The sequence below is a fragment of the Streptomyces sp. CLCI03 genome (assembly GCF_053615355.1).
Genome location: NZ_CM132132.1, coordinates 2,212,876 through 2,237,558 on the forward strand (window position 1 = coordinate 2,212,876; position 24,683 = coordinate 2,237,558).

Annotated in this window: 17 protein-coding genes and 1 riboswitch; of the genes, 9 read left to right on the forward strand and 8 right to left on the reverse strand. The window is 73.2% G+C overall.

What is annotated here, in order from left to right; genetic code table 11:
* Positions 1 to 13 precede the first annotated feature (13 nt).
* Positions 14 to 2,803, reverse strand: coding sequence for a bifunctional acetate--CoA ligase family protein/GNAT family N-acetyltransferase (locus ACWG52_RS10055; protein ID WP_390139739.1), 2,790 nt, complete (start codon positions 2,801 to 2,803; stop codon positions 14 to 16).
* A 184-nt stretch (positions 2,804 to 2,987) separates the two neighbouring features.
* Between ACWG52_RS10055 and ACWG52_RS10060 the strand changes: the two genes are divergently transcribed.
* Positions 2,988 to 3,269 (forward strand): HPr family phosphocarrier protein, encoded by a 282-nt coding sequence (locus ACWG52_RS10060; RefSeq protein WP_030012489.1) that lies wholly within the window; start codon positions 2,988 to 2,990, stop codon positions 3,267 to 3,269.
* A gap of 314 nt (positions 3,270 to 3,583) precedes the next feature.
* Here ACWG52_RS10060 and ACWG52_RS10065 read toward each other — a convergent pair whose 3' ends face one another.
* From ACWG52_RS10065 to ACWG52_RS10080, 4 genes are all read right to left on the reverse strand, one after another.
* Positions 3,584 to 4,261 carry a GntR family transcriptional regulator gene (locus ACWG52_RS10065; RefSeq protein ID WP_389809755.1) on the reverse strand — a complete coding sequence of 226 codons (678 nt, stop codon included), beginning with the start codon at positions 4,259 to 4,261 and terminating at the stop codon, positions 3,584 to 3,586.
* Between the two features lie 196 nt (positions 4,262 to 4,457).
* The gene (locus ACWG52_RS10070; RefSeq protein ID WP_389809758.1) at positions 4,458 to 5,261 is read right to left on the reverse strand and encodes a M23 family metallopeptidase; all 804 of its coding nucleotides are present in this window, start codon (positions 5,259 to 5,261) and stop codon (positions 4,458 to 4,460) included.
* A gap of 13 nt (positions 5,262 to 5,274) precedes the next feature.
* Positions 5,275 to 5,433, reverse strand: a riboswitch (cyclic di-AMP (ydaO/yuaA leader).
* Positions 5,434 to 5,650: 217 nt separating this feature from the next.
* Positions 5,651 to 7,018 carry a M16 family metallopeptidase gene (locus ACWG52_RS10075; protein WP_389809960.1) on the reverse strand — a complete coding sequence of 456 codons (1,368 nt, stop codon included), beginning with the start codon at positions 7,016 to 7,018 and terminating at the stop codon, positions 5,651 to 5,653.
* Between the two features lie 20 nt (positions 7,019 to 7,038).
* Positions 7,039 to 8,391: a M16 family metallopeptidase gene (locus ACWG52_RS10080; protein ID WP_033217853.1), complete on the reverse strand. Its 1,353-nt coding sequence runs from the start codon at positions 8,389 to 8,391 to the stop codon at positions 7,039 to 7,041.
* A 275-nt stretch (positions 8,392 to 8,666) separates the two neighbouring features.
* Between ACWG52_RS10080 and ACWG52_RS10085 the strand changes: the two genes are divergently transcribed.
* Both ACWG52_RS10085 and ACWG52_RS10090 read left to right on the forward strand, forming a co-directional pair.
* Positions 8,667 to 11,123, forward strand: coding sequence for a DNA gyrase/topoisomerase IV subunit A (locus ACWG52_RS10085; RefSeq protein WP_390139737.1), 2,457 nt, complete (start codon positions 8,667 to 8,669; stop codon positions 11,121 to 11,123).
* A 99-nt stretch (positions 11,124 to 11,222) separates the two neighbouring features.
* Positions 11,223 to 13,301, forward strand: a complete 2,079-nt coding sequence (locus tag ACWG52_RS10090; RefSeq protein ID WP_389809764.1) for a restriction endonuclease — start codon at positions 11,223 to 11,225, stop codon at positions 13,299 to 13,301.
* A 96-nt stretch (positions 13,302 to 13,397) separates the two neighbouring features.
* Here the strand turns inward: ACWG52_RS10090 and ACWG52_RS10095 are convergent, their stop codons facing one another.
* On the reverse strand, positions 13,398 to 14,495 hold the full coding sequence (locus tag ACWG52_RS10095) for a CobW family GTP-binding protein (protein WP_389809767.1): 1,098 nt from the start codon (positions 14,493 to 14,495) through the stop codon (positions 13,398 to 13,400).
* Positions 14,496 to 14,519: 24 nt separating this feature from the next.
* Positions 14,520 to 15,671: a citrate synthase gene (locus ACWG52_RS10100; RefSeq protein ID WP_453128499.1), complete on the reverse strand. Its 1,152-nt coding sequence runs from the start codon at positions 15,669 to 15,671 to the stop codon at positions 14,520 to 14,522.
* 80 nt (positions 15,672 to 15,751) lie between these two features.
* On the opposite strand from ACWG52_RS10100, the gene ACWG52_RS10105 reads away from it, so the two are divergent.
* On the forward strand, positions 15,752 to 16,987 hold the full coding sequence (locus tag ACWG52_RS10105) for a citrate/2-methylcitrate synthase (RefSeq protein ID WP_389809773.1): 1,236 nt from the start codon (positions 15,752 to 15,754) through the stop codon (positions 16,985 to 16,987).
* Positions 16,988 to 17,039: 52 nt separating this feature from the next.
* Here ACWG52_RS10105 and ACWG52_RS10110 read toward each other — a convergent pair whose 3' ends face one another.
* Entirely contained in the window at positions 17,040 to 20,393 is a 3,354-nt protein-coding gene (locus ACWG52_RS10110; protein WP_453128501.1) for a BTAD domain-containing putative transcriptional regulator, read from the reverse strand.
* A gap of 219 nt (positions 20,394 to 20,612) precedes the next feature.
* On the opposite strand from ACWG52_RS10110, the gene ACWG52_RS10115 reads away from it, so the two are divergent.
* From ACWG52_RS10115 to ACWG52_RS10135, 5 genes are all read left to right on the forward strand, one after another.
* Positions 20,613 to 21,245, forward strand: a complete 633-nt coding sequence (locus ACWG52_RS10115) for a hemerythrin domain-containing protein (RefSeq protein WP_453128502.1) — start codon at positions 20,613 to 20,615, stop codon at positions 21,243 to 21,245.
* Positions 21,246 to 21,293: 48 nt separating this feature from the next.
* On the forward strand, positions 21,294 to 21,716 hold the full coding sequence (locus tag ACWG52_RS10120; protein ID WP_389809782.1) for a DUF4267 domain-containing protein: 423 nt from the start codon (positions 21,294 to 21,296) through the stop codon (positions 21,714 to 21,716).
* A 76-nt stretch (positions 21,717 to 21,792) separates the two neighbouring features.
* Entirely contained in the window at positions 21,793 to 22,287 is a 495-nt protein-coding gene (locus ACWG52_RS10125; protein ID WP_390167480.1) for a cupin domain-containing protein, read from the forward strand.
* Between the two features lie 72 nt (positions 22,288 to 22,359).
* Positions 22,360 to 23,976, forward strand: a complete 1,617-nt coding sequence (locus ACWG52_RS10130) for an ATP-binding protein (protein WP_453128505.1) — start codon at positions 22,360 to 22,362, stop codon at positions 23,974 to 23,976.
* Positions 23,973 to 24,674, forward strand: a complete 702-nt coding sequence (locus tag ACWG52_RS10135) for a response regulator (protein ID WP_389809791.1) — start codon at positions 23,973 to 23,975, stop codon at positions 24,672 to 24,674. Before ACWG52_RS10130 ends, ACWG52_RS10135 begins: the two co-directional genes overlap by 4 nt.
* Positions 24,675 to 24,683: the final 9 nt, after the last annotated feature.

Sequence of the window (24,683 nt, forward strand, 5' to 3'; positions counted from 1 at the left end):
GCGCCGTACCCGGTCAGTAACTGGGGAGGGTCCGCGGACCGAGATCGCCGCGGGCCGGCGGGTGGGCGACGCGGACGGTGGCGCTGAGCACGGACAGGCCCTCGTCGGCGACCACGACCGGCTCCAGCGAGACGCCGATCACCTCGGGGTGGTCGTCCACGAGGCGGGACACCCGCAGCAGCAGTTCCTCCAGGGCGGGGGTGTCCACGGGGTCGCTGCCCCGCCAGCCGAACAGGAGGGGCGCGGTCCGGATGGACCGGATCAGTCCGGCGGCGTCCCGGTCGGTGGCCGGGACGAGCCGGTGCGCGGTGTCGCCGAGCAGCTCGGAGGCGACGCCGGCGAGCCCGAAGGAGAGGACGGCGCCCGCAGCGGGGTCGATGACGGAGCGGACGACGGTGTCGACCCCGCGGGGCACCATGGCCTGCACCACGGGCTGGAGCTCGGCGGGCTTGCCCAGCGCGTCGGTGAGCTCCTCGTACGAGCGCCGCAGCTCGGTCTCGTTCGTGAGGTCGAGACGTACGCCGCCCAGGTCCGCGCGGTGACGCAGGTGAGGGGCGGTGGTCTTGAGCGCCACCGGGTAGCCCAGCACCCCGGCCGCGCGGGCGGCCGCGTCGGCGCTCGGCGCGGGCAGGGTCGGCAGGACGCGGATGCCGTAGCCCGCGAGCAGCTCGCGGGCGTCCCGGTCGGTCAGCGTCAGCACGGCGCCGGGGTCGACGTCGGTCAGCAGCCCGGCCAGCCGCTGCGCGGTTCCGGGCTCGTCGATGTCCTCGTACTCGGGGACCCGCCCGTCGTCCTCGGCGGCGGCCCGGCGCCACTGCCCGTACCGGACGGCCTCGGCGACGGCCTTGACCGCGCGTTCGGCGGCGGGGTAGCTGGGGATGCTGTCCCCGGCCGCGGCCGGCGCCCCGGGCGGGGCCTGGGGTGCCTGGTCCGGCACGGGGCCCCAGCTCCGCGGCGACGTGGTGTGCGGGACGCCGCGCACGGCGGACAGCGCCAGGGCGAGCTCGCCGAGCTCGACGTGCACCACCGCGACCGGCTTGCCCGGGTGGGCGGCCACCGCCGCGCGCAGGGCGCCGGCCAGGTCGTCCTCCGGTGCGTCCTCGCTCACCCACGGGATGGCCGTGACCACCACCGCGTCGCAGTCCTCGGAGCGGAGCGCGTCGGTCAGGGCGGTGCGGAAGTCCGCCGGCGCCGCCGCCGTCGTCAGGTCCAGCGGCGGCAGGGGGCGCAGGCCCTGGGTGAGGCAGGCGTCGTAGGTCAGGATCCCGAGGGATTCCGAGTTGCCGAGGATCGCGATGCGGGGTCCGGCGGGCAGCGGCTGCGCCGCCAGCAGGAGGCCGACGTCCACCAGCTCGGTGACCGTGTCGACGCGGATGACGCCGGCCTGGCGCAGCAGGGCGGAGACGGTGGCGTCCGGCAGCCGGGTGTCGGGGACCACGTGTCCGGCCGGGCTGTGGCGGCCGCCCTTGGCGACGACCACCGGTTTGACGGCCGCCGTGCGGCGGGCGAGGCGGGTGAACTTCCGCGGGTTGCCGAGGGTTTCGAGGTAGAGCAGGGCGACGTCGGTCGCCTCGTCGTCGTACCAGTACTGGAGGATGTCGTTGCCGGACACGTCGGCGCGGTTGCCCGCGGAGACGAAGGAGGACAGGCCCTCGCCGCGTCGTAGCAGCGCGGAGAGCAGGGCGATGCCGATCGCCCCGGATTGTGTGAACAGGCCGATCCGGCCGCGCGTCGGCATCGGCGCGGGGGTGAGGGAGGCGTTGAGTTCCACCTCGGGCGCGGTGTTGATCACCCCGTAGGCGTTCGGCCCGATCAGCCGCATCCCGTACGAGCGCACCTGCCGCACCAGTTCGCGCTGGCGGGCGAGTCCGGCCGGGCCGCTCTCCCCGTATCCGGCGGACAGGACGACGAGCCCCTGGACCCCGTGCTCGCCGCAGGCCGCCACCGCGTCCGGGACCCGGTCGGCCGGGACCGCGACGACCGCCAGGTCGACCGGGGCGCCGATGGCCTCGATGGTGCGGTAGGCCCGTACGCCGTCGAGGAGGTCGCGGGTGACGGCCTCGTTGACCGCGTAGAGGTGGCCGTGGAAGCCGCTGTCGCGCAGGTTGCGCAGGGCGGCCGCGCCCACGCCCCCGCCGGAGCGGCTGACGCCGACGACGGCCACCGAACCGGGGGCCAGCAGCCGCTGCACCGAGTGGGCCTCGGCGCGCTGTTCGCGGGCGCGCTGCACGGCGAGGGATTCGGCGGTGGGTTCGAGGTCGAGGGTGAGGCGGACGGAGCCGTCCTCGAAGCTGCGCTTCTGCTGGTAGCCGGCGTCCGTGAAGACTTTGATCATCTTGGTGTTGGCGGGCAGCACCTCGGCGGCGAAGCGTCGGATGCCGCGCTCCCGGGCCACCGCGCCGATGTGTTCGAGGAGCGTGGAGGCGACCCCGCGGCCCTGGTGGGCGTCCTGGACGAGGAAGGCGACCTCGGCCTCGTCGGCGGGTGCGGAGGCGGGCCGGCCGGCGGCGTCGATGCGGTCGTAGCGGACCGTGCCGATGAACTCCCCGCCGATGGTCGCGGCGAGGCCGACCCGGTCCACGTGGTCGTGGTGCGTGAAGCGGTGGACGTCGCGGTCGGAGAGCCGGGGGTAGGGGGCGAAGAAGCGGTAGTACTTCGACTCGTCCGAGACCTGCTCGTAGAAGCTGACGAGCCGGCCCGCGTCCTCGGTGGTGATGGGCCTGATCCGGGCCGTGCCGCCGTCACGGAGGACGACATCGGCTTCCCAGTGGGCCGGGTAGGAGGGGTCCGACTCGATGGTCATGGGCCTACCTTACGGCCGGATCAGGCCGTGGAGCCCTCGCGCGGCGGATGAGGCAGGACGGGACATATCAGGGCAAGCTGGGGAAGGTCGAACGGCGGAAAATTCAGGCCGATGGTAGGCCCGAGCATTCCGGGCGTCGTGAGAGACTGGTCTAGACAACCGTAAGAACCTGAAGGGCATCACCATGGCAGAGCGCCGCGTCAACGTCGGCTGGGCCGAGGGCCTGCACGCTCGTCCCGCCTCGATCTTCGTCCGTGCGACGACCGCTTCCGGCGTCCCGGTGACCATCGCGAAGTCCGGCGGCGACCCCGTCAACGCCGCCTCCATGCTGGCGGTCCTGGGCCTGGGCGCCCAGGGCGGCGAGGAGATCGTCCTCGCCTCCGAGGCCGAGGGTGCGGACGCCGCGCTCGACCGCCTCGCGAAGCTGGTCGCCGAGGGTCTCGAGGAGCTCCCCGAGACCGTCTGACCCTTCGGGTTCGACCCCACGCGCGAAGCCGCGGCTCCCGATCCGGGGGCCGCGGCTTCGTCGTTCCGCTCGGGACCCACCACGTGACGAGAACCCGGGGCGGCGCCGCCCGACGCGATCACCCGGCTTCGCGGCGGACCCGAGAGCGGCGTATGCCGAGAAATATCGCGCGGCGAAGAAAAGGCCTCGCCGGAATCCGGCGCACGCCGAATCATTCCTCATGGGAATTACGCACGACGCCTCGACCCGATTCGAAATCGATCGGCCGTCGCGCGGCGAATTCACGCGATCCCATCCTTTGTATACGGCTCCTGTTAATGCCGACCGCTCGACATGTTTACGGCAGGTTGCGAAGTGCTCACCGTCGGGCGGAGCCGCAGTCGGTGCGCCCCCGCCGCCCGATCCGCGTGGACGGCGGTCAGCGCCCGCGCCCGCTCGGCGTCGCCGCGCGCCACCGCGTCCACGACCGCCCCGTGCTCCGCCCAGGACTCCACGGGCCGTGCCGGAGCCTCCACCACGTACATCCACGCGATCTTGTGCCGCATCTGCGTGAGCAGCGAGATCAGCCCGGGGCTGCCGGATGCCTGGGCGAGCGTCTCGTGGAACCAGCCGCCCAGGGACCGCAGATCCTCCCCCTGGCCCCGCCTGGCGCGCTCCTGCCCCAGCCTGACCAGTCCGCGCAGCACCTTGAGGTGCGCGTCGGTGCGCCGTCGGGCGGCCCGCGCGGCGGCCAGCGGCTCCAGGAGCATCCGCAGCTCCAGCAGGTCCGCCGCCTCCTGCTCGGTCGGCTCGGCCACGCACGCCCCCGCGTGGCGCCGTGTGGTCACGAACCCCTCGGACTCCAGGGTCCGCAGGGCCTCGCGCACCGGGACGCGCGAGACCCCGTACCGGCGGGCCAGCACCTCCTCGGTCAACCGGCCGCCCGGCTCGAACACCCCGGAGACGATGTCGTCGCGGATTGCTGTGCATACCGCGTGCGCAGGAATACGCAAGACCGAACCTCCGCCTATTTCCGACTGCCAGCGTCATTGCACGCACATGCGCGTGCTGCGACTCTATTGCAACACACGATAATTTCCGAGAGCGGCCGGAAATACGAAACATTTGCACAAAGGCGCAACACACGAAGACCCCGGCTCGGAGAGCCGGGGTCTTCGGTGAAGCGGTGCGATGCGTGGGGCGCCGAGGTCAGAGGCTGACGCCGTGCGAGCGCAGGTACGCGATCGGGTCGATGTCCGAGCCGTACTGCGAGCCGGTGCGGGCCTCGAAGTGCAGGTGCGGGCCGCTGGAGTTGCCGGTGGAGCCCGACAGGCCGATCTGCTGACCCGGGGTGACCTGCTCGCCGACGGAGACGTTCAGCGAGGTCATGTGGCCGTACTGGGTGTAGGTGCCGTCGTTGTGCTTGATGACGACGTTGTTGCCGTAGGCGCCACCCCAGCCGGCCTCGACGACGGTACCCAGGCCCACCGCGTGGACCGAGGTGCCGGAGGCCGCGTGGAAGTCGATGCCCGTGTGGCTGCCGGAGGACCACATGCCGCCGCCCGCCTTGTACTGCGTGCTGACGTAGGAGTCGTCCAGCGGGGAGACGAAGGTGTTGAGGCGCTTGCGCTCCTCCTCGCGGGCGGCGCGCTCGGCGGCCTCGCGCTCGGCCTTCGCCTTGGCCTCGGCCATGCGCTTGGCCTCGGCGGCCCGCTGCTTCGCGTCGGCCTCGGCCTGCGCCTTGGCGGCGTCCTGCTCGGCGACGCGGTGCTGGGAATCGGCCTGCTCGGTGATGTCACCCGCAAGGTCCTCGGCGACGACGACGGCACCGAGGCCGTTGTCCTGGCCGATGGTGCTGCTGTGGTTGTCCGCGGCGAAGGCCGGGGCGGCGAGGGAGCCGACGACACCCGTGGTGGCGATCGCGGCGATACCGGCGTAACCGGCGGTCTTCTTGCTCAGACGGCTGGAGCCACGGTGCTTACCGGTACCAGCGGGACGACTGCCAAACGCCATGAAGGGTTTGATCCTTTCCTTCCTTCTCGCCTACCGGGTTAGCTGACGGGTTCGGAGCAGGAAGGTCTCCTACGGGCCTCCTCTTGCGAGGGGGTCCGATTCACCCCAGGGACGCATGTGGGTCCCCGGCTCCCCAGGCTCGCGCCTGACGGGGACTCGGCGATCGCTGTCCGGTGCCGCGGGTGCGGCGGGCACAACTGACGAACAGCACGGCTGACGCTAGGCGGATCATCAGTCAATCGCCAAACAGACGCGCCTTTTTGTTGCGTACGCCACACCGCATACAAGCAACCTCGCCATTAAACGGACAAAAGGGGTTCCGGTGACCAAGTCACCGGAACCCCTTGCCGAAACCCTCGGCCGGCCCTCAAAAGGCCTTCGCCCGACCGTCAGTTGGAGACGACCGAGACCTCGCCGATCCCGAGGGCCCGTACGGGCTCCTCGATCAGCGCGGCGTCGCCCACGAGGACGGTGACCAGCCGGTCCGCGGGGAAGGCCTTGACGACCGCCGTGGTGGCCTCCACCGTGCCCGTCTCGGCGAGCTGGGCGTACAGATGCGACTGGTAGTCGTCCGGCAGTTCCTGCTCGACCTGGTCGGCGAGGGTGCCCGCGACCGAGGCGGCCGTCTCGAACTTCAGCGGGGCCACGCCCACCAAGTTCTGCACGGCGACATCGCGTTCGGCGTCGGTCAGACCGCCCTCGGCGAGGGTGCGCAGGACCTTCCAGAGGTCCTCGAGCGCCGGTCCGGTGTTCGGAGTGTCCACCGAACCGCTGATGGCGAGCATCGAGGCGCCCTTGCCGTCCGCGGTGGAGCGCAGCACCTGACCGAAGGCGCGCACGCCGTAGGTGTACCCCTTCTCCTCGCGCAGCACCTTGTCCAGGCGCGAGGTGAGGGTGCCGCCCAGGCAGTACGTGCCGAGCACCTGGGCCGCCCACACCCGGTCGTGGCGGTCCGCCCCGATCCGGCCGATGAGCAGCTGCGTCTGGACCGCGCCGGGCCGGTCCACGATGACCACGCGGCCGGTGTCGTCGGCGGTCACCGGCGGCACCGGGAGGGCGGCGGCGGTGTTGCCCGTCCAGGCGCCCAGGGTGTCCGCGAGTACGGCGTCCAGGTCGATGCCGGTCAGGTCGCCGACGACCACCGCGGTGGCGGTGGCGGGGCGTACGTGGGCCTCGTAGAAGGCGCGCACGGCGGCGGAGTCGATCCGGGCGACCGTCTCCTCGGTGCCCTGACGCGGCCGCGACATGCGCAGGGACGCCGGGAAGAGCTCCTTGGAGAGCTGCTTGGCGGCGCGGCGCTGCGGGTTGGCCAGCTCGTGCGGGATCTCGTCGAGCCGGTTGCGCACCAGCCGGTCGACCTCGGCGTCGGCGAACGCCGGGGCGCGCAGCGCCTCGGCGAGCAGACCGAGCGCCTTGGGCAGCCGGGAGGCCGGGACCTCCAGCGAGACCCGCAGGCCCGGGTGGTCGGCGTGCGCGTCGAGGGTGGCGCCGCAGCGCTCCAGCTCGGCCGCGAACTCCTCGGCGGAGTGCTTGTCGGTGCCCTCGGAGAACGCCCTCGCCATGATGGTCGCCACGCCGTCCAGGCCCTCGGGCTCGGCGTCCAGCGGGGCGGCGAGGTTGACCTCGACCGCGACGACCTGCTGGCCCGGCCGGTGGCAGCGCAGCAGGGTCAGCCCGTTGGACAGCTGACCGCGGTCGGGGGCGGGGAAGGCCCACGGCTGCGGCTCGCCGGCCTGAGGTTGCGGGTGGAAGGTCATCGTGACGGCTGCCGTGTCGCTCACTGCTCCGCCCCCTCGTTCTCGTCGGAGTCGTCGTGCTGGTCGGACTCGTCGGCCGCGAGCGGCTCGTAGACGAGCACGGCGCGGTTGTCCGGGCGCAGTCGGGCCGCGGCCACGGCCTGCACCTCCTCGGCGGTGACGTCGAGGACGCGCCGGACGGCGGTCAGCGCCAGCTGCGGGTCGCCGAACAGCACCGCGAAGCGGCACAGTTCGTCGGCGCGGCCGGCCACCGTGCTCAGCCGGTCCAGCCACTCGCGCTCCAGCTGCGCCTGGGCGCGCTCCATCTCCTCGGCCGTCGGGCCCTCGGCGGCGAACCGCGCGAGCTCCTCGTCCACGGCCGCCTCGATGGCGGGGATCTCGACCCCGCTGGAGGTCTTGACGTCCAGCCAGCCCAGGGAGGGCGCCCCGGCCAGGCGCAGCATGCCGAAGCCGGCCGCGACGGCCGTCTGGTCGCGGCGCACCAGCCGGTTGTGCAGCAGCGAGGACTCGCCGCCGCCCAGGATGGTCAGCGCCACGTCGGCGGCGTCGCACTCGCGGGTGCCGTCGTGCGGCAGTCGGTAGGCGGCCATCAGCGCACGCGCCGGGACCTCCTCGACGATCTCCTCGCGCAGCTGCTCCCCGATGATGTCGGGCAGCGAGCCGTCGCGGGGCGGCTGCTTGCCGTCGTGCGCGGGGATGGTGCCGAAGTACTTCTCGACCCAGGCGAGGGTCTTCTCGGGGTCGATGTCCCCGACGACCGACAGCACCGCGTTGTTGGGCGCGTAGTACGTGCGGAAGAAGGCGCGCGCGTCCTCCAGGGAGGCGGCGTCCAGGTCGGCCATGGAGCCGATGGGGGTGTGGTGGTACGGGTGACCCTCGGGGTAGGCCAGGGCGGTGAGCCGCTCGAAGGCCGTGCCGTACGGGACGTTGTCGTACCGCTGGCGGCGCTCGTTCTTGACGACGTCGCGCTGGTTCTCCATGGACTCGTCGTCCAGGGCGGCCAGCAGGGACCCCATCCGGTCCGCCTCCAGCCAGAGCGCGAGCTCCAGCTGGTGCGTCGGCATCGTCTCGAAGTAGTTGGTGCGCTCGAAGCTGGTGGTGCCGTTGAGGGAACCGCCGGCGCCCTGGACCAGTTCGAAGTGCCCGTTGCCGGGTACGCTCGCCGACCCCTGGAACATCAGGTGCTCGAAGAGGTGAGCCAGGCCGGTGCGTCCCTTGACTTCGTGGCGCGAGCCGACGTCGTACCAGAGGCAGACCGCGGCGACCGGGGTCAGGTGGTCCTCGGAGAGCACCACGCGTAGGCCGTTGGCCAGCCGGTGCTCGGTCGCTGTCAGGCCGCCGGAGCCGGCCTGGGCTGTGGCCGTGTGACCCATGGGCATGTGGTCCCTTCGATCGCGATGCAGAGATTTCTTATCGACCTGCCACTGTATGCAAGCGCGCCGACCGCCGGATAAGTTCCCGGGTCACTCCCCCGCACTCCGTCCGGGGGACCCCCGGGGTCGGAGTCGGCGTTGTCGGTGCGTCGGGCCACAATGGTCCGCGTCGTACCCTCGCCGGACACCACAAGACCGCCAGACCCCGCCAGACCCGATCAGACACCCCACCCGACAGCCAGCACACCCCATTTTGGTTAAGGAGCCGCGCAGCGATGGCCCGCCGCAGCACGAAGACCCCGCCGCCGGAGGATTTCGAGGAGAAGATCCTCGACATCGACGTCGTCGACGAAATGCAGGGCTCCTTCCTCGAGTACGCGTACTCGGTGATCTACTCCCGTGCCCTGCCCGACGCCCGGGACGGCATGAAGCCGGTGCACCGGCGCATCGTCTACCAGATGAACGAGATGGGCCTGCGCCCCGACCGCGGGTACGTGAAGTGCGCCCGTGTCGTCGGCGAGGTCATGGGCAAGCTCCACCCGCACGGTGACGCGTCCATCTACGACGCCCTCGTGCGCATGGCCCAGCCCTTCTCCATGCGGCTGCCGCTGGTCGACGGCCACGGCAACTTCGGTTCGCTCGGCAACGACGACCCGCCGGCCGCGATGCGTTACACCGAGTGCAAGATGGCCGACGCCACCTCGCTGATGACGGAGTCGATCGACGAGGACACCGTCGACTTCACCGCCAACTACGACGGCCAGGAGCGGGAGCCCGTCGCCCTGCCCGCCGCGTACCCGAACCTGCTGGTCAACGGCGCGTCCGGAATCGCCGTCGGCATGGCCACCAACATGCCCCCGCACAACCTCGGCGAGGTCATCGCGGCAGCCCGTCACCTGATCCGGTACCCGCAGGCGGACCTGGAGGCGCTGATGCGCTTCGTGCCGGGCCCCGACCTGCCGACGGGCGGCCGGATCGTCGGGCTCTCGGGCATCAAGGACGCCTACGAGAACGGGCGCGGCACCTTCAAGATCCGCGCGACGGTGGCCGTGGAGGACGTGACGGCGCGCCGCAAGGGCCTGGTCGTCACCGAACTGCCCTTCACGGTCGGCCCCGAGAAGGTCATCGCGAAGATCAAGGACCTGGTCGGCTCGAAGAAGCTCCAGGGCATCGCCGACGTCAAGGACCTCACCGACCGCTCGCACGGCCTGCGCCTGGTCATCGAGATCAAGAACGGCTTCCACCCGGAGGCCGTGCTGGAGCAGCTCTACAAGCTGACGCCGATGGAGGAGTCCTTCGGCATCAACAACGTGGCGCTGGTGGACGGGCAGCCGCTGACGCTGGGCCTCAAGGAGCTGCTGGAGGTCTATCTCGACCACCGCTTCGAGGTCGTCCGCAGGCGCAGCGAGTTCCGCCGCACCAAGCGCCGCGACCGGCTGCACCTGGTCGAGGGCCTGCTGGTGGCGCTCCTCGACATCGACGAGGTCATCCGGCTCATCCGGGACAGCGACAACTCGGCGCAGGCCAAGACCCGGCTGATGGAGCGGTTCTCGCTGAGCGAGATCCAGACCCAGTACATCCTGGACACCCCGCTGCGCCGGCTCACCCGCTTCGACCGGATCGAGCTGGAGTCCGAGCGCGACCGGCTGACCGGCGAGATCGACGAGCTGACCGGCATCCTGGAGTCGGACAGCGAGCTGCGCAAGCTGGTCTCCGCGGAACTGGCGGCCGTCGCGAAGAAGTTCGGCACCGAGCGCCGCACGGTGCTGCTGGAGTCCGCGGGCACCGCGGTGGCGGCCGTTCCGCTGGAGGTCGCGGACGATCCGTGCCGGGTGCTGCTGTCCTCGACGGGCCTGCTGGCGCGTACGGCGAACGGCGAGGCGCTGCCGGAGGAGGAGGGCGGCGCACGGGCGAAGCACGACCTGATCGTCTCGCAGGTCGCAGCGACGGCCCGGGCCGATGTCGGCGCGGTCACCTCGTACGGGCGGTTGCTACGGCTGTCGGTGATCGACCTGCCGCAGCTGCCGGACACGCACGCCGCGCCGAACCTGGCGGGCGGCGCCCCGGTCTCGGAGTTCCTCTCCGGGCTGGAGGCGGACGAGAAGGTGATCTGCCTGACCTCGCTGGACGAGTCCTCGCAGGGCCTCGCGCTGGGCACCGAGCAGGGCGTGGTCAAGCGCGTCGTGCCGGACTACCCGGCGAACAAGGACGAGCTGGAGGTCATCACCCTCAAGGAGGGCGACCGGATCGTCGGCGCGGTCGAGCTGCGCACGGGTGAGGAGGACCTGGTCTTCATCACCGACGACGCCCAGCTGCTGCGCTACCCGGCGAGCCAGGTCCGGCCGCAGGGCCGCCCGGCGGGCGGTATGGCGGGCATCAAGCTCGCCGAGAACGCCAAGGTGATCCACTTCTCGGCCGTGGACCCGGCGCGGGACGCGGTGGTCTTCACGGTGGCGGGCTCGCACGGCACCCTGGACGACTCGGTGACCTCCGGGAAGCTGACCCCCTTCGACCAGTACCCGCGCAAGGGCCGCGCCACGGGTGGCGTGCGCTGCCAGCGGTTCCTGAAGGGCGAGGACGTACTGGTCCTCGCCTGGGCGGGCGGCGCCCCCGTCCGCGCGGCGGCGGCGAACGGCACGCCGGCCGAACTGCCGGCCGTGGACCCGCGTCGGGACGGCTCCGGGGCCGCGCTGCCGTCGGCGGTCGCGGCACTGGCGGGGGCCGCGCTGTAGGGCGCGGGAGGGCATTCGGGTGGTACGACCGGGGGGACGTACCACCCGAATGCCGACTAGTGTTTTCCCCGTGGACGCGGTGGGGGGAGAACGCAGCTGATGAGCCGTCGAGCGGGCAGCGGACTGATCGGGAACTGGGCCGAGGCGCAGCGCCGGCAGCAACAGACGCAGCTGGTCCAGCAGCGGGAGGCCGAACGCCGGCAGCGGGCCCACGAACGGGACGCGAACCGGAGCCACCGGCAGTATCGCGAGGCCGAGGCCCTGCGGCGCACCGCGCAGTTCGACGCCGAGGTCGAGGCCCTCAAGGGTCTGTTGGCCGCGGGCTGCCGGGCACCGGCGTTCCGGATATCCGCCCTGGCCCGGCCCGACGGGCTGCAGCCGTTCGACCCCGGCGCCCTGGCGCATCCGGTACCGATGCCCCGCATCGAGGACTTCCAGCGGCAGAGCAGCGGCTGGACGCTCGGCTCGAATCACCGGGCGCAGGCGGAGCGGGAGGCGCACGCCCGCTACACCCAGGCCTGGCAGGCGGCGAACGCCGCGGAGGCGCAACGCCGGCAGCAACTGGCCGCGTACCGCCAGCAGTACGACCGGTGGGCGGCGGAGCAGATGGCAGGGGCGCTGGCGCACAACGGTGGGCTCACGGAACTGACCGAGGCCCTGCGCGCGGGTGACGCCGAGGCGGCGGTGGAGTACTTCTCGGCGGCCCTGTACGCCTCGACGGCCTGGCCCGAGCGGCTGCCGAGGCAGGTGACGGCTGCGTACGACCCGGCCGCGCGCCAGCTGGTGCTGGACTGGGAACTGCCCGGGTACGCGGTGGTGCCGGAGGCCCGGGCGGTGCAGTACCTCCCGAGCACGGACCAGGACAAGGTGAAGCCCCGCCCGGTCACGGAACGCCGGGCGCTGTACCGGGACCTGTTGGCCCAGTGCGTGCTGCTGGTGGTGCGCGAGCTGTACGCGGCGGACGAGTTCGACGTGCTGGACTCGGTCGTGGTCAACGGCTTCGTGGACTGCCACGATCCGGTGACCGGCCAGGAGGCGCGGTTCGTGCTCGCCACGGTACCGGCGGCGCGCAGCGCCTTCGCCGGGCTGCGGCTGGAGCAGGTCAGCGCGGTGGACTGTCTGGTCTCGGGGCTGGGCGGGCTGCTGTCGACGCGGCCCGACCAGCTGACGGCGGTGCGCCCCGGGCGCCGGCCCGACGAGGTCGGCGGGGATGTCGTCAGCCACGGTGGGCACGCGGGCGACGCGGACGAGGACGAGCCGGATCTCTTCGCGATGGACCCGATCGCCTTCGAGAACCTGGTCGCCGAGCTGTTCCGGGCGATGGGCATGGAGGCGGTGACCACGCAACGGTCGGGAGACGGCGGGGTCGACGTGGAGGCGGTGGACCCGGCGCCGATCCGGGGCGGGCGGATCGTCGTGCAGGTCAAGCGCTACCGGAACACGGTGCCTCCGACGGCCGTGCGTGATCTGTACGGCACGGTCCAGGACAAGGGGGCGAACAAGGGGGTGCTGGTCACCACCGCGTCCTTCGGGCCCGGGTCGTACACCTTCGCCAACGGCAAGCCGCTGGAGTTGGTTCCCGGGACGGACCTGGTCGAGCTGCTCCACCAGTACGGACTGCGCGGCCGGCTCGGCGACGGCTCCCCGGCGGCCCCGGCCCGGCGAGCGCCCGTACCGGAACCGGCTCCTCCGGCCGACCACAACGTGCTCGGCATGTCCTGGTCGGGTTCGGTCGCCCTCGACGTGTGCGCGCTGGTCTGCACGGGCAACCGGGTGCTGAGCGAGGACCACTTCGTCTTCTTCAACAACCCGCGCACCCCGGACGGTTCGGTACGGGCCCGTGAGCACGCGGCTCCCGACAAGGCGGCGCTGGAGGTCTCCTTCGACGCCCTGCCGTCGCAGGCGGACCGGCTGGTCCTCGTGGCCGCGATCGATCCGGAGGTCGATCCGCACGCCGACCTCGCCGGGTTCACCGACGCCCACATCCGGCTGCTGTCCGCGGGTGGTGAGGAACTGGGCCGGCTGGACGTCTCCGACGGGCGCGCCGGGGAGACCGCCCTGGTCCTCGGCTCGTTCCGGCACCGGGCCAACGGCGACTGGGACTTCGTGATCGGCGGCAAGGGCTACCGCGGCGGCCTGGAGGACCTGCTGGGCGAGTTCGGCGTCGAGGTCGCCTAGGAGGTGTCCTGTCCGCGAGCCCCGCCGATCAGTCGGGGCTCGCGGCTCCTCGGGCCCGGCTCCTCGGCCCGGTCCCTCAGCCCGGCCCCTCAGCCCTCAGCCCTCGACCGAGGGATCCGGCTCGGCCTCCGGCTCCGTCCCGGGCTCGGGCCTGGCCACGTACCGCAGTACGCACCACATGCTCTCGGGGCTCGCCTCGTGCGGGGCCGGTTCGCGGCAGGCCTCCAGCTCACGCAGCAGTCCGGGCCCGTCGGTGCCGGAGCCGATCAGGACCAGCCGGTTCACGCGTGCTTCGCCCCGCCCCCAGGGCCTCGGCGCGAAGCGGAGGAAGCGGCCGACCGCGTGGACCTCGTAGCAGTCGTCGTGCCCGGGCACGCCGAAGTGGACGAAGCCCTTGATCCGGTAGAGCCCGGGCGGGCGCCGGTCGAGGAAGTCGATGAACCGGCGCGGGGACAGGGCGTGCTCGCTGGTGAACTCCGTGCTCTCGTAGGCGGCGTGCGCGTGGCCGCAGCCGTCGTGGCCGTTGCCGTGGCCGTCGGCCTCCGCGAGCAGGTCCTCGAAGGAGAGCTGCCCCCGGGTCTCGGTCCAGGGCCTGCGGTCGAAGAGGAGTTCCGGGTCGATCCGCCCGTGGTCGGCGCCCACGACCGGGGTGCCCGGGGCGCAGAGCACGGCCAGCTCCCGCTCGATCCGGGCCCGTTCCGTCGCGTCCACCCGGTCGGTCTTGTTGAGCACCACCAGGTCGGCGACGGCGAGGTGGCGGTCGGTCTCCGGGTGCCTGGCCCGGGTCGCGTCGAATTCGGCGGCGTCCACGACCTCCACCATGCCGCCGTACCGGATGTCCGGGTTCTCGCTGGCCATCAGCATCCGGATCATCTCCTGGGGCTCGGCCAGCCCGCTCGCCTCGATGACGATCACGTCGATCCGGTGGACGGGTGCGGAGAGCTTCTCCAGGTAGGCGTCGAGTTCGCTGCCGTCGACGGCGCAGCACAGGCAGCCGCCGCCGAGGGAGACCATCGAGTCACCGACCTGGCCGGCCACCGACATCGCGTCGACCTCGATCGATCCGAAGTCGTTGACCACCACCCCGATGCGGGTGCCGCCGCGACCGGCGAGGAGGTGGTTCAGCACGGTGGTCTTGCCGGATCCGAGGAAACCGGCGAGGACGACGACGGGGATGGGCTGCCTGCTGTTCACCCGGTCGATCGTAGCCGGCTTCCGTCAGCGCAGGGGCGGCACGGGGTGGGAAGGAGTGGGGCCGGTGTACCGGGCGGCCGGACGGATGATCTTCGGATCGGTGGCCTGTTCGAGGATGTTCGCGCTCCAGCCGACCACGCGGGCCGCGCAGAAGGTGGGCGTGAACATCTCGCGCGGGAGTCCGCAGAGCTCCATGACCACGCCCGCGTAGAACTCCACGTTGGTGTGCAGTTCGCGGCCCGGCTTCAGTTCGGCGAGGATCTCCTCGACCTGGCGCTCGACCTCGACGGCGAAGTCCACGAGGGGGCCGCCGAACCGGAGGGCGATCTCGCGCAGCATGCGGGACCTGGGGTCCTCGGTGCGGTAGACGGGGTGGCCGAAGCCCATGATCCGGTCGCCCGCCAGGACCTGCTCCCGGATCCACGGCCCGATCCGGTCCACGGTCCCGATGGCGTCGAGGGTGTCCAGGGCCCGGCTGGGGGCGCCACCGTGCAGGGGGCCGGAGAGCGCGCCGATCGCCCCGGTCAGGCAGGCCGCGACATCGGCTCCGGTGGAGGCGATCACCCGGGCGGTGAAGGTCGAGGCGTTGAAGCCGTGGTCCACGGTGGATATCAGGTACCGCTCGACCGCGCGGGCCCGGACCGGGTCGGGTTCCCGGCCGGTCAGCATGTAGAGGTAGTTGGCGGCGTACGGGAGGTCGTCCCGCGGTTCCACCGGCTCCAGGCCCTGCCCCAGTCGGTGCAGGGCGGTCAGCAGGGTCGGTACGGCGGCGCAGGCAGCCAGCGCGTCGGCGGCCCGGCGGTCGGGGTCGAGGTCGTAGACCGGCCGGAAGCCGGCGCAGGCCCCGAGCAGCGAGAGCGCGGTGCGCAGCCCGGCGAGGGGGCCGGAGAGCCGGGTGGCCCGGGCCAGGGCGGGCAGGGCGTCCCGCACCTCCGAGGGAAGTCGGCGCAGGGGGGCGATCTCGGCGGCGAAGGCGGCGCGGCCGGCGGCGTCGGCCGGGAGCGTGCCGCGGAACATCAGGTGCCACACGTCCTCGAAGGTGCGGGTGGCGGCGAGGTCGACGGCCGAGTACTGGCGGTAGTGGTAGAAGCCCTCCCGGCCCCGGACGTCACCCAGAGCGGTTTCGGTGACCACGACCCCCGCGAGGCCGCGGGGTACTTCCAAGGTGGTGTTCATGGATCGACCATCCATGATGGATTCAATCGCTGTCAATATTGATTGAATCAACAGTAATATCCATCTGTAGGGTGTGGGTCATGAGCGACCAGACGGACAGCGGGCGCAGACTCACCACGCAGGAGGCGGCCCGCGCACTCGGGGTGAAACCGGCGACGGTGTACGCGTACGTCAGCCGGGGCCAGCTCACGAGCCGCCGCGATCCCACCGGGCGGGGCAGCAGCTTCGACGCCGCCGAGGTGGAGGCGCTGGCCCGGCGCAGCCGACGCGAGGCGGCGGCACCCACCGGAGAACCCTCCGTCCGTACGGCGCTCACCCTCATCGAGCCCGACCGGTACTACTTCCGCGGCGTGGATGCCGTGGAGCTGGCCTCCCGGTACCGCTACGAGGAGGTCGCCGAGTGGCTGTGGACGGGCACCCTCACGCCCGGGGCCCGGTTCACCGCTCCCCCGCAGGCCCTGGAGGCGGCCCGGCGGGCGGTGGCCGCCCTGCCGGAACACGGCGGCCCCATCGACCGGTTGCGGGTGGCGGTCGCCGCCGCCGCGGTGGCGGACCCGCTGCGCTTCGACCTGTCGGAGGAGGCGGTGCTCGGCTCCGCGCGCGCCCTGATCCCCACGCTCGTCGGCGCGCTCCCCACGGCGGGTGCGACCCGGTGGTCCGGGGACGGACGGATCGCCCGCCGGTTGTGGTCGCGGCTGACGGCACGGGAGCCGGACCCGGACGCGCTGTCCGTGCTGGACCTGGCGCTGGCCCTCCTGGTCGACCACGACCTGGCCGCCTCGACCTTGGCCGTACGGGTGGCCGCCTCCGCGCGGGCCCATCCGTACGCGGCGGTGTCCGCCGGGCTCGGCGCTCTGGAGGGCCCGCTGCACGGCGCGGCGGGACGGCTGGCGCACCGGATGCTGGTGGAGGTGCTGGAGCAGGGCGGGGCCGCGCCGGTGGTGGCGGAGTACCTGCGGGCGGGGCGCCGGGTTCCCGGACTCGGCCACCGGCTGTACCAGGGCGAGGACCCGCGGGCGCGGGCGCTCTTCGCCCGGCTGGAAGGGCTGGAGCAGGCCGGTCCCGCGCTGGACGCGGCGCGCGAGGTGGCCGCGGTGATGGCCCGGCAGGGCGGGCTGCACGCCAATGTGGACCTGGCACTGGCGGTGTTGACGGTCTCGTGCGGGATGCCGGCGGAGGCCGGGGAGACCGTCTTCGCGGTGGCCCGTACGGCGGGCTGGATGGCGCACGCGCTGGAGGAGTACCAGGAGCGGCCGCTGCGTATGCGGCCGAGCGGGCAGTACCACGGGCCCCGCCCGCCCCAGCCGATGCCGTGACGGGCCCGGCCGGGCATCGGCTGGGGCGGGCTCCGGCTCCCGACGTCAGGCGTCAGGCGGCCCCCCACGGGCTGTGCCACGGCCCGGCGATGGCCTTCGCGCGCGCGACGTGGCCCGCCGCCTCGTCCTCGCGGCCCAGCAGCACGGCCAGCTCGCCCAGGGTCCGGGCGACCGGCCGGACCGCCACGGTGAACCCGGAGGAGACCGGCGGGGCGTCGCGGTACGGCAGCAGGGCCGCGTACAACTCCTCGGCGCCCGCCCGCTCCCCGAGGGTGACCAGGGTCATGGCCCGGAAGGTCGCGAAGACCTTGAAGAAGTAGTCCGTCCGCAGCTGACCCGCCCGGTCGAGGATCTCGCGTGCCTCCCGCTCCTCGCCCGCGGCGGCCAGCGCCACCGCGAGCAGGTCACCGGCCGGCGGTCCGAAGGCCGCGTACACCTGCCGTAGCCGCGGCAGGTGTTCCGCGAGCCGGCCCTGGCTCGCCCGTAGGGTCGCGACGGCGATCGCCAGGATCCCCTCCGCGTGCGGGGACCCCTGCCGGGCCATCCGCGCGGCCGCCTGCCGGTAGAGACGCTCCGCCTCCTCGAACCGCCCCTCGACATGGGCCCAGGTCGCCTCGACGGTCTCGCCGACGGCGGCCGGCCCCGGCATCCGGTAGGTCCGTGCGAACTGCGTCCACCGGCCCACGAGTCGACGGGCATCGGCCACATCACCCTCAGCGGCCGACGCCGTGGAGCGGATGAACATCCCGTACCACTGGTGGCCCGGCAGCTCGTGGGCGGCGCCGATCCGTTCGAGTTCGCCTCCCAGGGCTGCGCGTTCGGGCCATTCGAGGTCGGCGTCGAGTTCCTTGACCAGCGCCGCGAGCGCCCCGGCCCGCAGCACGGGGTCGCCGGTGCCCTCCGCGAGGGCGAGCGCCTCGCGCGCGCCCTCCCGTACGCTCGCCACCTTGGCGTCGGACAGCTCGGCGGCGTACGCGCCCAGCAGCAGGCACCGTACGGCGGGTTCGTGACCGGGCTGCGCCAGCAGCCGCTCCAGCAGCTCCACCACCGGTGCGTCGACCACACCGTAGGGGCGCGTCTGCCACGGCGTCGGCTCGGTCCATGCGGTGAACGCCGCGATCAGCAGGTCGTCCCGGCCCGCGCCGACCGCACGGTCGATCGCCGTACGCCGGGTCGTCCGCGCGGCCATGACCGCTCCCGCCCGCACCTGGGCCCGTACCAGCCGGCCCGACAACTCGACGCGTTCGGCGTCCCGGTCGCCGCCGGACTGCGCGGGGACCCGCTCGAAGCACTCCACGGCCTCGGCGAGCAGCGCGGCGGCCACGTCGTGGGCGAAGCGGCTCTCGGCCAGCCGGGCGGCCCGCAGGCAGTAGGCGACGGCCTTCGCCGCCGTCGCCGAGGAGGCCGCGCGTACGTGGTGGTGGGCCAAGGCGGAGACGTCGTCCGGGGCGAGCCGTTCCAGGCAGACCGCGATCCGGCCGTGCATCCGCGAGGACCTGAGCCGGCTGAGGTCCGCCAGCAGGGTGTCGCGTACCAGCGCGTGGGCGAACCGGATCCGCCCCGGCTCGGGTTCGACCAACAGACCGGCGAGCAGGCCGGCCTCCAGCGCGCCCAGTACGCCGTCCTCGCCGGTGTCCGCCGCCCCCACCAGGACCTCGACGTCGGATTCCCTTCCGGCGACCGCGGCCAGGCGCAGCACCGACACCACCGGCTCGGGGAGGCGTCCGAGCCGACGCCGCAGCACGTCACGTACGCCTTCGGGAACCTCGGACAGCGCCACGAGCGAGCCCTCGCTGCCCAACAACCTGGCGCTCTCCCGGACGTAGAAGGGGTTCCCTCCCGTACGTTCGGCCAGCGCGGCCAGCACCTCGGCGTCGACCCGCGGGCCGCCCACCGCACGGACCAGCTCGGCCACGGCCTCCTCCGCGAGACCGCGCAGCGCGATCCGGGCCGGTGCGCGCCGGGCGAGGCCGGCCAGGGTGTCGCCGAGCCGACCCTCCGTGTCCTCCGGCCGGTACGCGCCGACGAGGAGCAGGGCCGTACCCGCGGGGAGGTCTGCCGCGCCCGACAGCAGCGCCAGTGTCTCGGCGTCGGCCCAGTGCAGATCGTCCAGGAGGACGGCGACGGGCCGCTCGCCGGCGGCCCGCGCCAGCCACCGACCGACGGCGCGGTGCAGTCGGAACCGCCCGGCGGCGACGTCCTCGCCGCCGGGCGCGTGGGTGGTGGCGGGAGCGTCCTCGGACAGGAGGGGCGCCAGCGCGGCGGCAGCCGCGGGCTCGGGCGGGGCGGCTTCGGCGAGGGCGCGCAGTGCTTCGACCCAGGCCCAGGCGGGTGGCGCGCCCTCGGCATCGGTGGTGCGGCCGAAGGCGACGAGCCAGCCGTCGGCGCGGAGCCGGTCGTCGAGGGCGCGCAGCAGCGCCGATTTGCCCAGCCCGGCCTCGCCGCTGACCAGCGCGACGCCGGGGCCGGCCGCGCGGGCCCGATGCGCCTGCGCCGTCAACCGGGCCAGTTCCTCCTCGCGCCCGACGAACGGCTCGGCCCCGACGAACGGTTCGATCCCGTCGGCGGCCGGCTCCGTGAGCAGCGGCGCCCGTTCCGGCGGCGCGGCCGGCACCGTCTGCGGTGGCCGGGTGGCCTCGCGCAGTACATGGCCGTCCTGGGTGAGGACCGCCTTTTCCAGCTCGATCAGGGCGGCGCCGGGATCCAGTCCCACCTCGTCGGCCAGGACCGTCCTGGCCCGGCGCAGCGCCGCGAGTGCGTCGGCCTGTCGGCCCGCCGCCCACAGTGCGAGGGCGTGCAGGCGCCAGGCCTCCTCCCGGAGCGGCTCCTCACGGGTCAGCAGCGCGGCCTCGGCGACCGCGGCCGCCAGGTCGGCGCCGCCTCGCAGCCCGGCGGAGACGCCGAGTTCGCGGGCGGCCAGCCTCAGCTCGCCGAGCCGCATGATCTCCGCGTGGGCCCACGGCTCGTCGGCGCTCTCCGCGTACGCCGGCCCCTGCCACAGCGCCAGCGCCTCGCGGAGCAGGGCTCCGGCGGTGTCCGGCTCGGCCGGCAGGGCCGCGCGGGCCCGGGCGAGCAGCCGCTCGAAGCGCCAGGCGTCGACGGCGTCGTCGGGCAGCCGCAGCGCGTACCCGGGCGGCGCGCTCACCAGCAGCCGGGCGGGGGTGCGCGGGGCCCGGCCCGGTTCGAGGAGGCGGCGCAGGTTGGAGACGTAGGCCTGGAGCGAGGCCACGGCACGGGCGGGCGGCGCCCCCTGCCAGAGTTCCTCGATCATCCGGTCGACGGACACGACCCGGCCACGCGCCGCCACGAGCAGGGCCAGTACGGAACGCTGCCGGTGGCCGCCGAGCGGGATCGTCTCGCCGTCCCGCTCGGCCGCGAAGGAACCGAGTACGCGTATGTGGACCATGACCGCACCAACCTACGCGGATTCGACCAACTCCCGCCCGTACAAAGCCGAACGGCGTCAGAGCTCCGTCCGATCCTCCGGTCGCTCGGGTCGCTCCAAGTGGCTTCCAAGAACCCTCCATGTACAGGCGCCGAGTCTCTTTCCATGAAGACGACGCGATCAGGAACGGCACGGACACTGCGGGCAGGACGGAGCGCGGCGCGACCCCACACCCACGAGATGGTGGTCATCCACCGCGGCCTGCGCCGCGAGGCTCGGCTGCTGGTCGAGCTGATCGCCGCGGTCGCCCCCGGCGACACGGCGCGGGCACGACTCCTCGGGGACCACTTCCGCGACTACCGGCTCGGCCTGACGGGCCACCACCACGGCGAGGACGCCTACCTGTGGCCACCGTTGATGACCCGGGTCGACCTCGAAGCGGATCTCGTCCTGCGGATGGAGGACCAGCACGAGCGGGTGGCCGCGAGCCTGGCCGCCGCGGACGAGGCTCTGCCCGCCTGGGAGCGCCGGGCCGGGGAGGCGGAACGCGACACGCTCGTCTCGCTGCTCGCCGAGCACCGGACCGTGCTGCGGGAGCACCTGGACGACGAGGAGGAATCCCTCCTGCCGCTCGCCGCCCGCCACCTGTCCGCGGACGAGTGGGACCGGCTGGGCGAGCACTTCCTGACCAGCACGCCCAAGCCCAAGCTGCTGTTCTTCCTCGGGATGGTCCTGGAGGACGCCGACCGGACCGAGCGCGCGGCGATGCTCGCCGGCCTGCCCCTCGCCGGACGCCTGCTGTGGCGCACCGTCGGGCGCCCGGCCTACGCCCGCCGGGTACGGGCCGTCCGCCGCACCGCCGCACCACGCTGATCCCCCCTCCTCCGCCGCCCCTCCCCGCCCACCTTCAGGAGAGCTGTCATGTCCCTCAAGCACCTCGCCACCGCCCTGGCCGCCGCCGGCGCCCTGTTCATCGTGTACGTCGGCCTCAGCTACCTGTTCGCACCACAGGCCACCGCCGCCGGCTTCGGGCTGCCGACCTGGCCGCAGCACGACGGCACGGGCTTCCTCACCGTCAAAGGCGTCCGTGACATCGCGACCGGCCTGGTCATCCTCGCGCTCCTGCTCACCGGGCAGCGGCGGGCGCTCGGCTGGGCGATGGCGGCGATCACCTTCGTCCCGGCCGGCGACATGGTGATCGTCGCCACCGAAGGCGGGCCCGCGAGTCATGCCTACGGGGTGCACGGGGCCACCGCTCTCGCCGTCGCCCTGACCGCGGTCCTCCTGCTGCGGGAGCGCCCGGCCCCGGCCGTCCGCACGGCCGCCGAGCCGGCCCAGGCCTGACCACCTGCCCGCCAGCCCGCCAGCCCGCCAGCCCGCCAGCCCCACCTTCCGCCCCCTCTCACCAGGAGAAGAAGCCATGTCCCTGATCGTGCCTTCCTTCGACGAATCGGTGATCGTGCGCTCGACCGAGGCCGAGACGATCGGCGCCGCCCCGACCACCGTCCGACTCCTCGCCGACGGCACGTCCACCGGCGGCGCCCTGTCGACACAGCGGGTGAGCCTGCTGGACGGCGCGAACGGCGCCGCGCCCCACCACCACACCCGGTCCGCCGAGCTGTTCTACCTGCTCGACGGCACCGCGCAGCTCCTGTCGGGCGACCAGGTGGTGACCGCGGAACGCGGAGACCTCGTCATCGTGCCGCCCGGCCTCGACCACGCGTTCGCCGCCGCGCCCGGTGAGAACGCCGACATCCTCATCGTCATCACACCCGGCATCGAACGGTTCGCGTACTTCCGCCACCTGGAGCGGGTCGCCTACGGCAAGGTGCCGCCGGAGTCCCTGCTGGACGTCCAGGAGCTCTACGACACCTACTTCACCCGCAGTGAGGCCTGGAACACGGTCCGGGCATGACGGGAGTGGGGTAACCGACAAGTCGGGCGTAAGCATTCCGCTTGCACCGGAGCCGACCTACCGTTGCTGCCCATGCGGTTCCCCCTCTTGAGCGCTCGGCGCCTCGGGCTGCCCAGACGGGCCGTCTCCCAGATCCTGCTGACCCAGCTGGCCATCGCCGCCGGGGTCGCCGTACTGGCGACCGGACTGTTCCTGGCACCACTCAGCGCCCAGCTCGACGACCAGGCCATGCGGCGCGCCCTGGCCATCGCGCAGAGCGCCGCGGCCGACCCCGCGCTGGCCGCCGGGGTCCTGTCCTCCGGGGCCTCGGCCGACAGCCCCGTCCAGTCCTCGGCCGAGCGGATCCGCCGGGCCACCGGCGCCGAGTACGTGGTCGTGCTCGACCTGGACGGCATCCGCCGCTCGCACCCGAGCGCCGACCGGATCGGGCTGCCCGTCTCCACCGACCCGAGCGACGCACTGGCGGGACGCGAGGTCATGGAGATCGACGAGGGCACCCTGGGCCGCTCCGCCCGCGGCAAGGTCCCGCTCCTCGCGGCCGACGGCGAGATCGTCGGCGCCGTCTCGGTCGGCATCGCCTACGACAGCGTCCGCGACCGGCTGCTCGGTGCGATCCCCGGCCTGCTCGCCTACGCGGGCGGCGCTCTGGCGGCCGGTGCGCTCGCCGCCTGTCTGCTCTCCCGTCGGATCCAGCGGCAGACCCGTGATCTGGCCTTCTCCGACATCGCCGGCCTGCTCGCCGAGCGCGAGGCCATGCTGCACTCCATCCGCGAGGGCGTGATCGCCCTGGCCCCCGACGGCAGGGTCCGGCTGGTCAACGACGAGGCCGCCCGCCTGCTGGGCCTCGCCCCGGACGCCGCCGGCAGCTGCGCGGGGCGTCCGCTGGAGGACGTACTGGGCACGGGCCGCACCGCCGACGTCCTGTCGGGCCGCGTCACCGGCCGGGACCTGCTCACCGTGCAAGGCTCCCGCGTCCTGGTGGCCAACCGGATGCCCACCGAGGACGGCGGCGCCGTCGCCACCCTCCGCGACCGCACCGAGCTGGAGCACCTGGGCCGCGAGCTCGACTCCACCCGAGGCCTGATCGATGCCCTGCGCGCCCAGGACCACGAGCACGCCAACCGCCTCCACACCCTCCTCGGCCTGCTGGAGCTGGGCCTGCACGAGGAGGCGGTGGAGTTCGTGACCGAGGTCGCCGGCGTGCACCGAACGACGGCCGAGCAGGTCACCGAGAAGGTCCACGACCCCCTGCTGGCCGCTCTCCTGGTGGGCAAGGCGACCGTCGCCGCGGAACGCGGCGTCCCGCTGCGTCTGGCCGGCACCAGCCTCCTCCCCGACCGCCTGGTGGACCCGGGCGGCCTCGTCACGATCCTCGGCAACCTCGTGGACAACGCCTTGGACGCGGCCGCCGGTTCGGCGGCGCCCCTGGTCGAGGTGGAGCTGCGCGCGGAGGGTCGTACCGCCGTGCTGCGGGTGCGCGACAGCGGCCCCGGGGTGCCCGCCGCGCGCCGCGAGGAGATCTTCACGGAGGGCTGGTCGACCAAGCAGCCCAAGGCCCACCGCGAGCGCGGGCTGGGCCTCGCCCTCGTACGCCGGCTCGCGGAGCGGCAGGGCGGCAGCGCCCGGGCCGGTGAAGCAGCGGACGGAGGGGCGGAATTCTCCGTCGTACTCCCGGAGGCCCTGCGGTGAACGAGACCCCGATCCACGTATTGGTCGTCGACGACGACGTGCGTGTTGCCCTGATCAACGCGGCGTACGTGGCGAAGGTTCCCGGTTTCCAGGTGACGGCGCGGGCCCATTCGGCCGCCGAGGCCCTGAAGTTCCTCGGCTCGCATCCTGTGGACCTGGTCCTCCTGGACCACTACCTCCCGGACGAGAACGGCCTGGACCTGGTGCGGCGCCTGCGCCAACTCGGCCACCGCACCGATGTGATCATGGTCACCGCCGCCCGCGATCTCGCCACCGTGCAGGCCGCGATGCGCCTCGGCGCCCTGCAGTACCTGGTCAAACCCTTCACCTTCGCCGGACTGCGCAGGCGTCTGGAGGCGTACGGATCCCTGCGCCGCACCCTGGACACGGGCGGCGAGGCCGAACAGGCCGAGGTGGACCGGATCTTCGGCGCCCTCGCCGCAGCGGGATCCCCGAACGAACTCCCCAAGGGCCACTCCGCCGGCACGGCGGAGCTCGTCCGCCAGGTGCTGCGGTCCGCGGAAGGCCCCTTGTCCACCCAGCAGATCGCCGACCGCGCGGGCATCAGCCGACAGACCGCCCAGCGCTACGTCAAGCTCCTCGAACGCACCGCCCGGGTCAGCCTCGCCCTGCGCTACGGCGAGACGGGCCGACCGGAACACCGCTACACCTGGCTCCCGTCGGAGGGGCCGGCCTGACGGGAGCCG

What these genes read in the sequence shown, in the direction of transcription:
- ACWG52_RS10120 (WP_389809782.1), top strand. Translation starts at nt 21,294, where the DNA reads ATGTCCCTCAAGCACCTCGCCACCGCCCTGGCCGCCGCCGGCGCCCTG.
- ACWG52_RS10090 (WP_389809764.1), top strand. Translation starts at nt 11,223, where the DNA reads ATGAGCCGTCGAGCGGGCAGCGGACTGATCGGGAACTGGGCCGAGGCG.
- ACWG52_RS10060 (WP_030012489.1), top strand. Translation starts at nt 2,988, where the DNA reads ATGGCAGAGCGCCGCGTCAACGTCGGCTGGGCCGAGGGCCTGCACGCT.
- ACWG52_RS10115 (WP_453128502.1), top strand. Translation starts at nt 20,613, where the DNA reads ATGGTGGTCATCCACCGCGGCCTGCGCCGCGAGGCTCGGCTGCTGGTC.
- ACWG52_RS10055 (WP_390139739.1), bottom strand. Translation starts at nt 2,803, where the DNA reads ATGACCATCGAGTCGGACCCCTCCTACCCGGCCCACTGGGAAGCCGAT.
- ACWG52_RS10070 (WP_389809758.1), bottom strand. Translation starts at nt 5,261, where the DNA reads ATGGCGTTTGGCAGTCGTCCCGCTGGTACCGGTAAGCACCGTGGCTCC.
- ACWG52_RS10080 (WP_033217853.1), bottom strand. Translation starts at nt 8,391, where the DNA reads ATGGGTCACACGGCCACAGCCCAGGCCGGCTCCGGCGGCCTGACAGCG.
- ACWG52_RS10125 (WP_390167480.1), top strand. Translation starts at nt 21,793, where the DNA reads ATGTCCCTGATCGTGCCTTCCTTCGACGAATCGGTGATCGTGCGCTCG.
- ACWG52_RS10105 (WP_389809773.1), top strand. Translation starts at nt 15,752, where the DNA reads ATGAGCGACCAGACGGACAGCGGGCGCAGACTCACCACGCAGGAGGCG.
- ACWG52_RS10110 (WP_453128501.1), bottom strand. Translation starts at nt 20,393, where the DNA reads ATGGTCCACATACGCGTACTCGGTTCCTTCGCGGCCGAGCGGGACGGC.
- ACWG52_RS10085 (WP_390139737.1), top strand. Translation starts at nt 8,667, where the DNA reads ATGGCCCGCCGCAGCACGAAGACCCCGCCGCCGGAGGATTTCGAGGAG.
- ACWG52_RS10130 (WP_453128505.1), top strand. Translation starts at nt 22,360, where the DNA reads ATGCGGTTCCCCCTCTTGAGCGCTCGGCGCCTCGGGCTGCCCAGACGG.
- ACWG52_RS10075 (WP_389809960.1), bottom strand. Translation starts at nt 7,018, where the DNA reads ATGACCTTCCACCCGCAACCTCAGGCCGGCGAGCCGCAGCCGTGGGCC.
- ACWG52_RS10100 (WP_453128499.1), bottom strand. Translation starts at nt 15,671, where the DNA reads ATGAACACCACCTTGGAAGTACCCCGCGGCCTCGCGGGGGTCGTGGTC.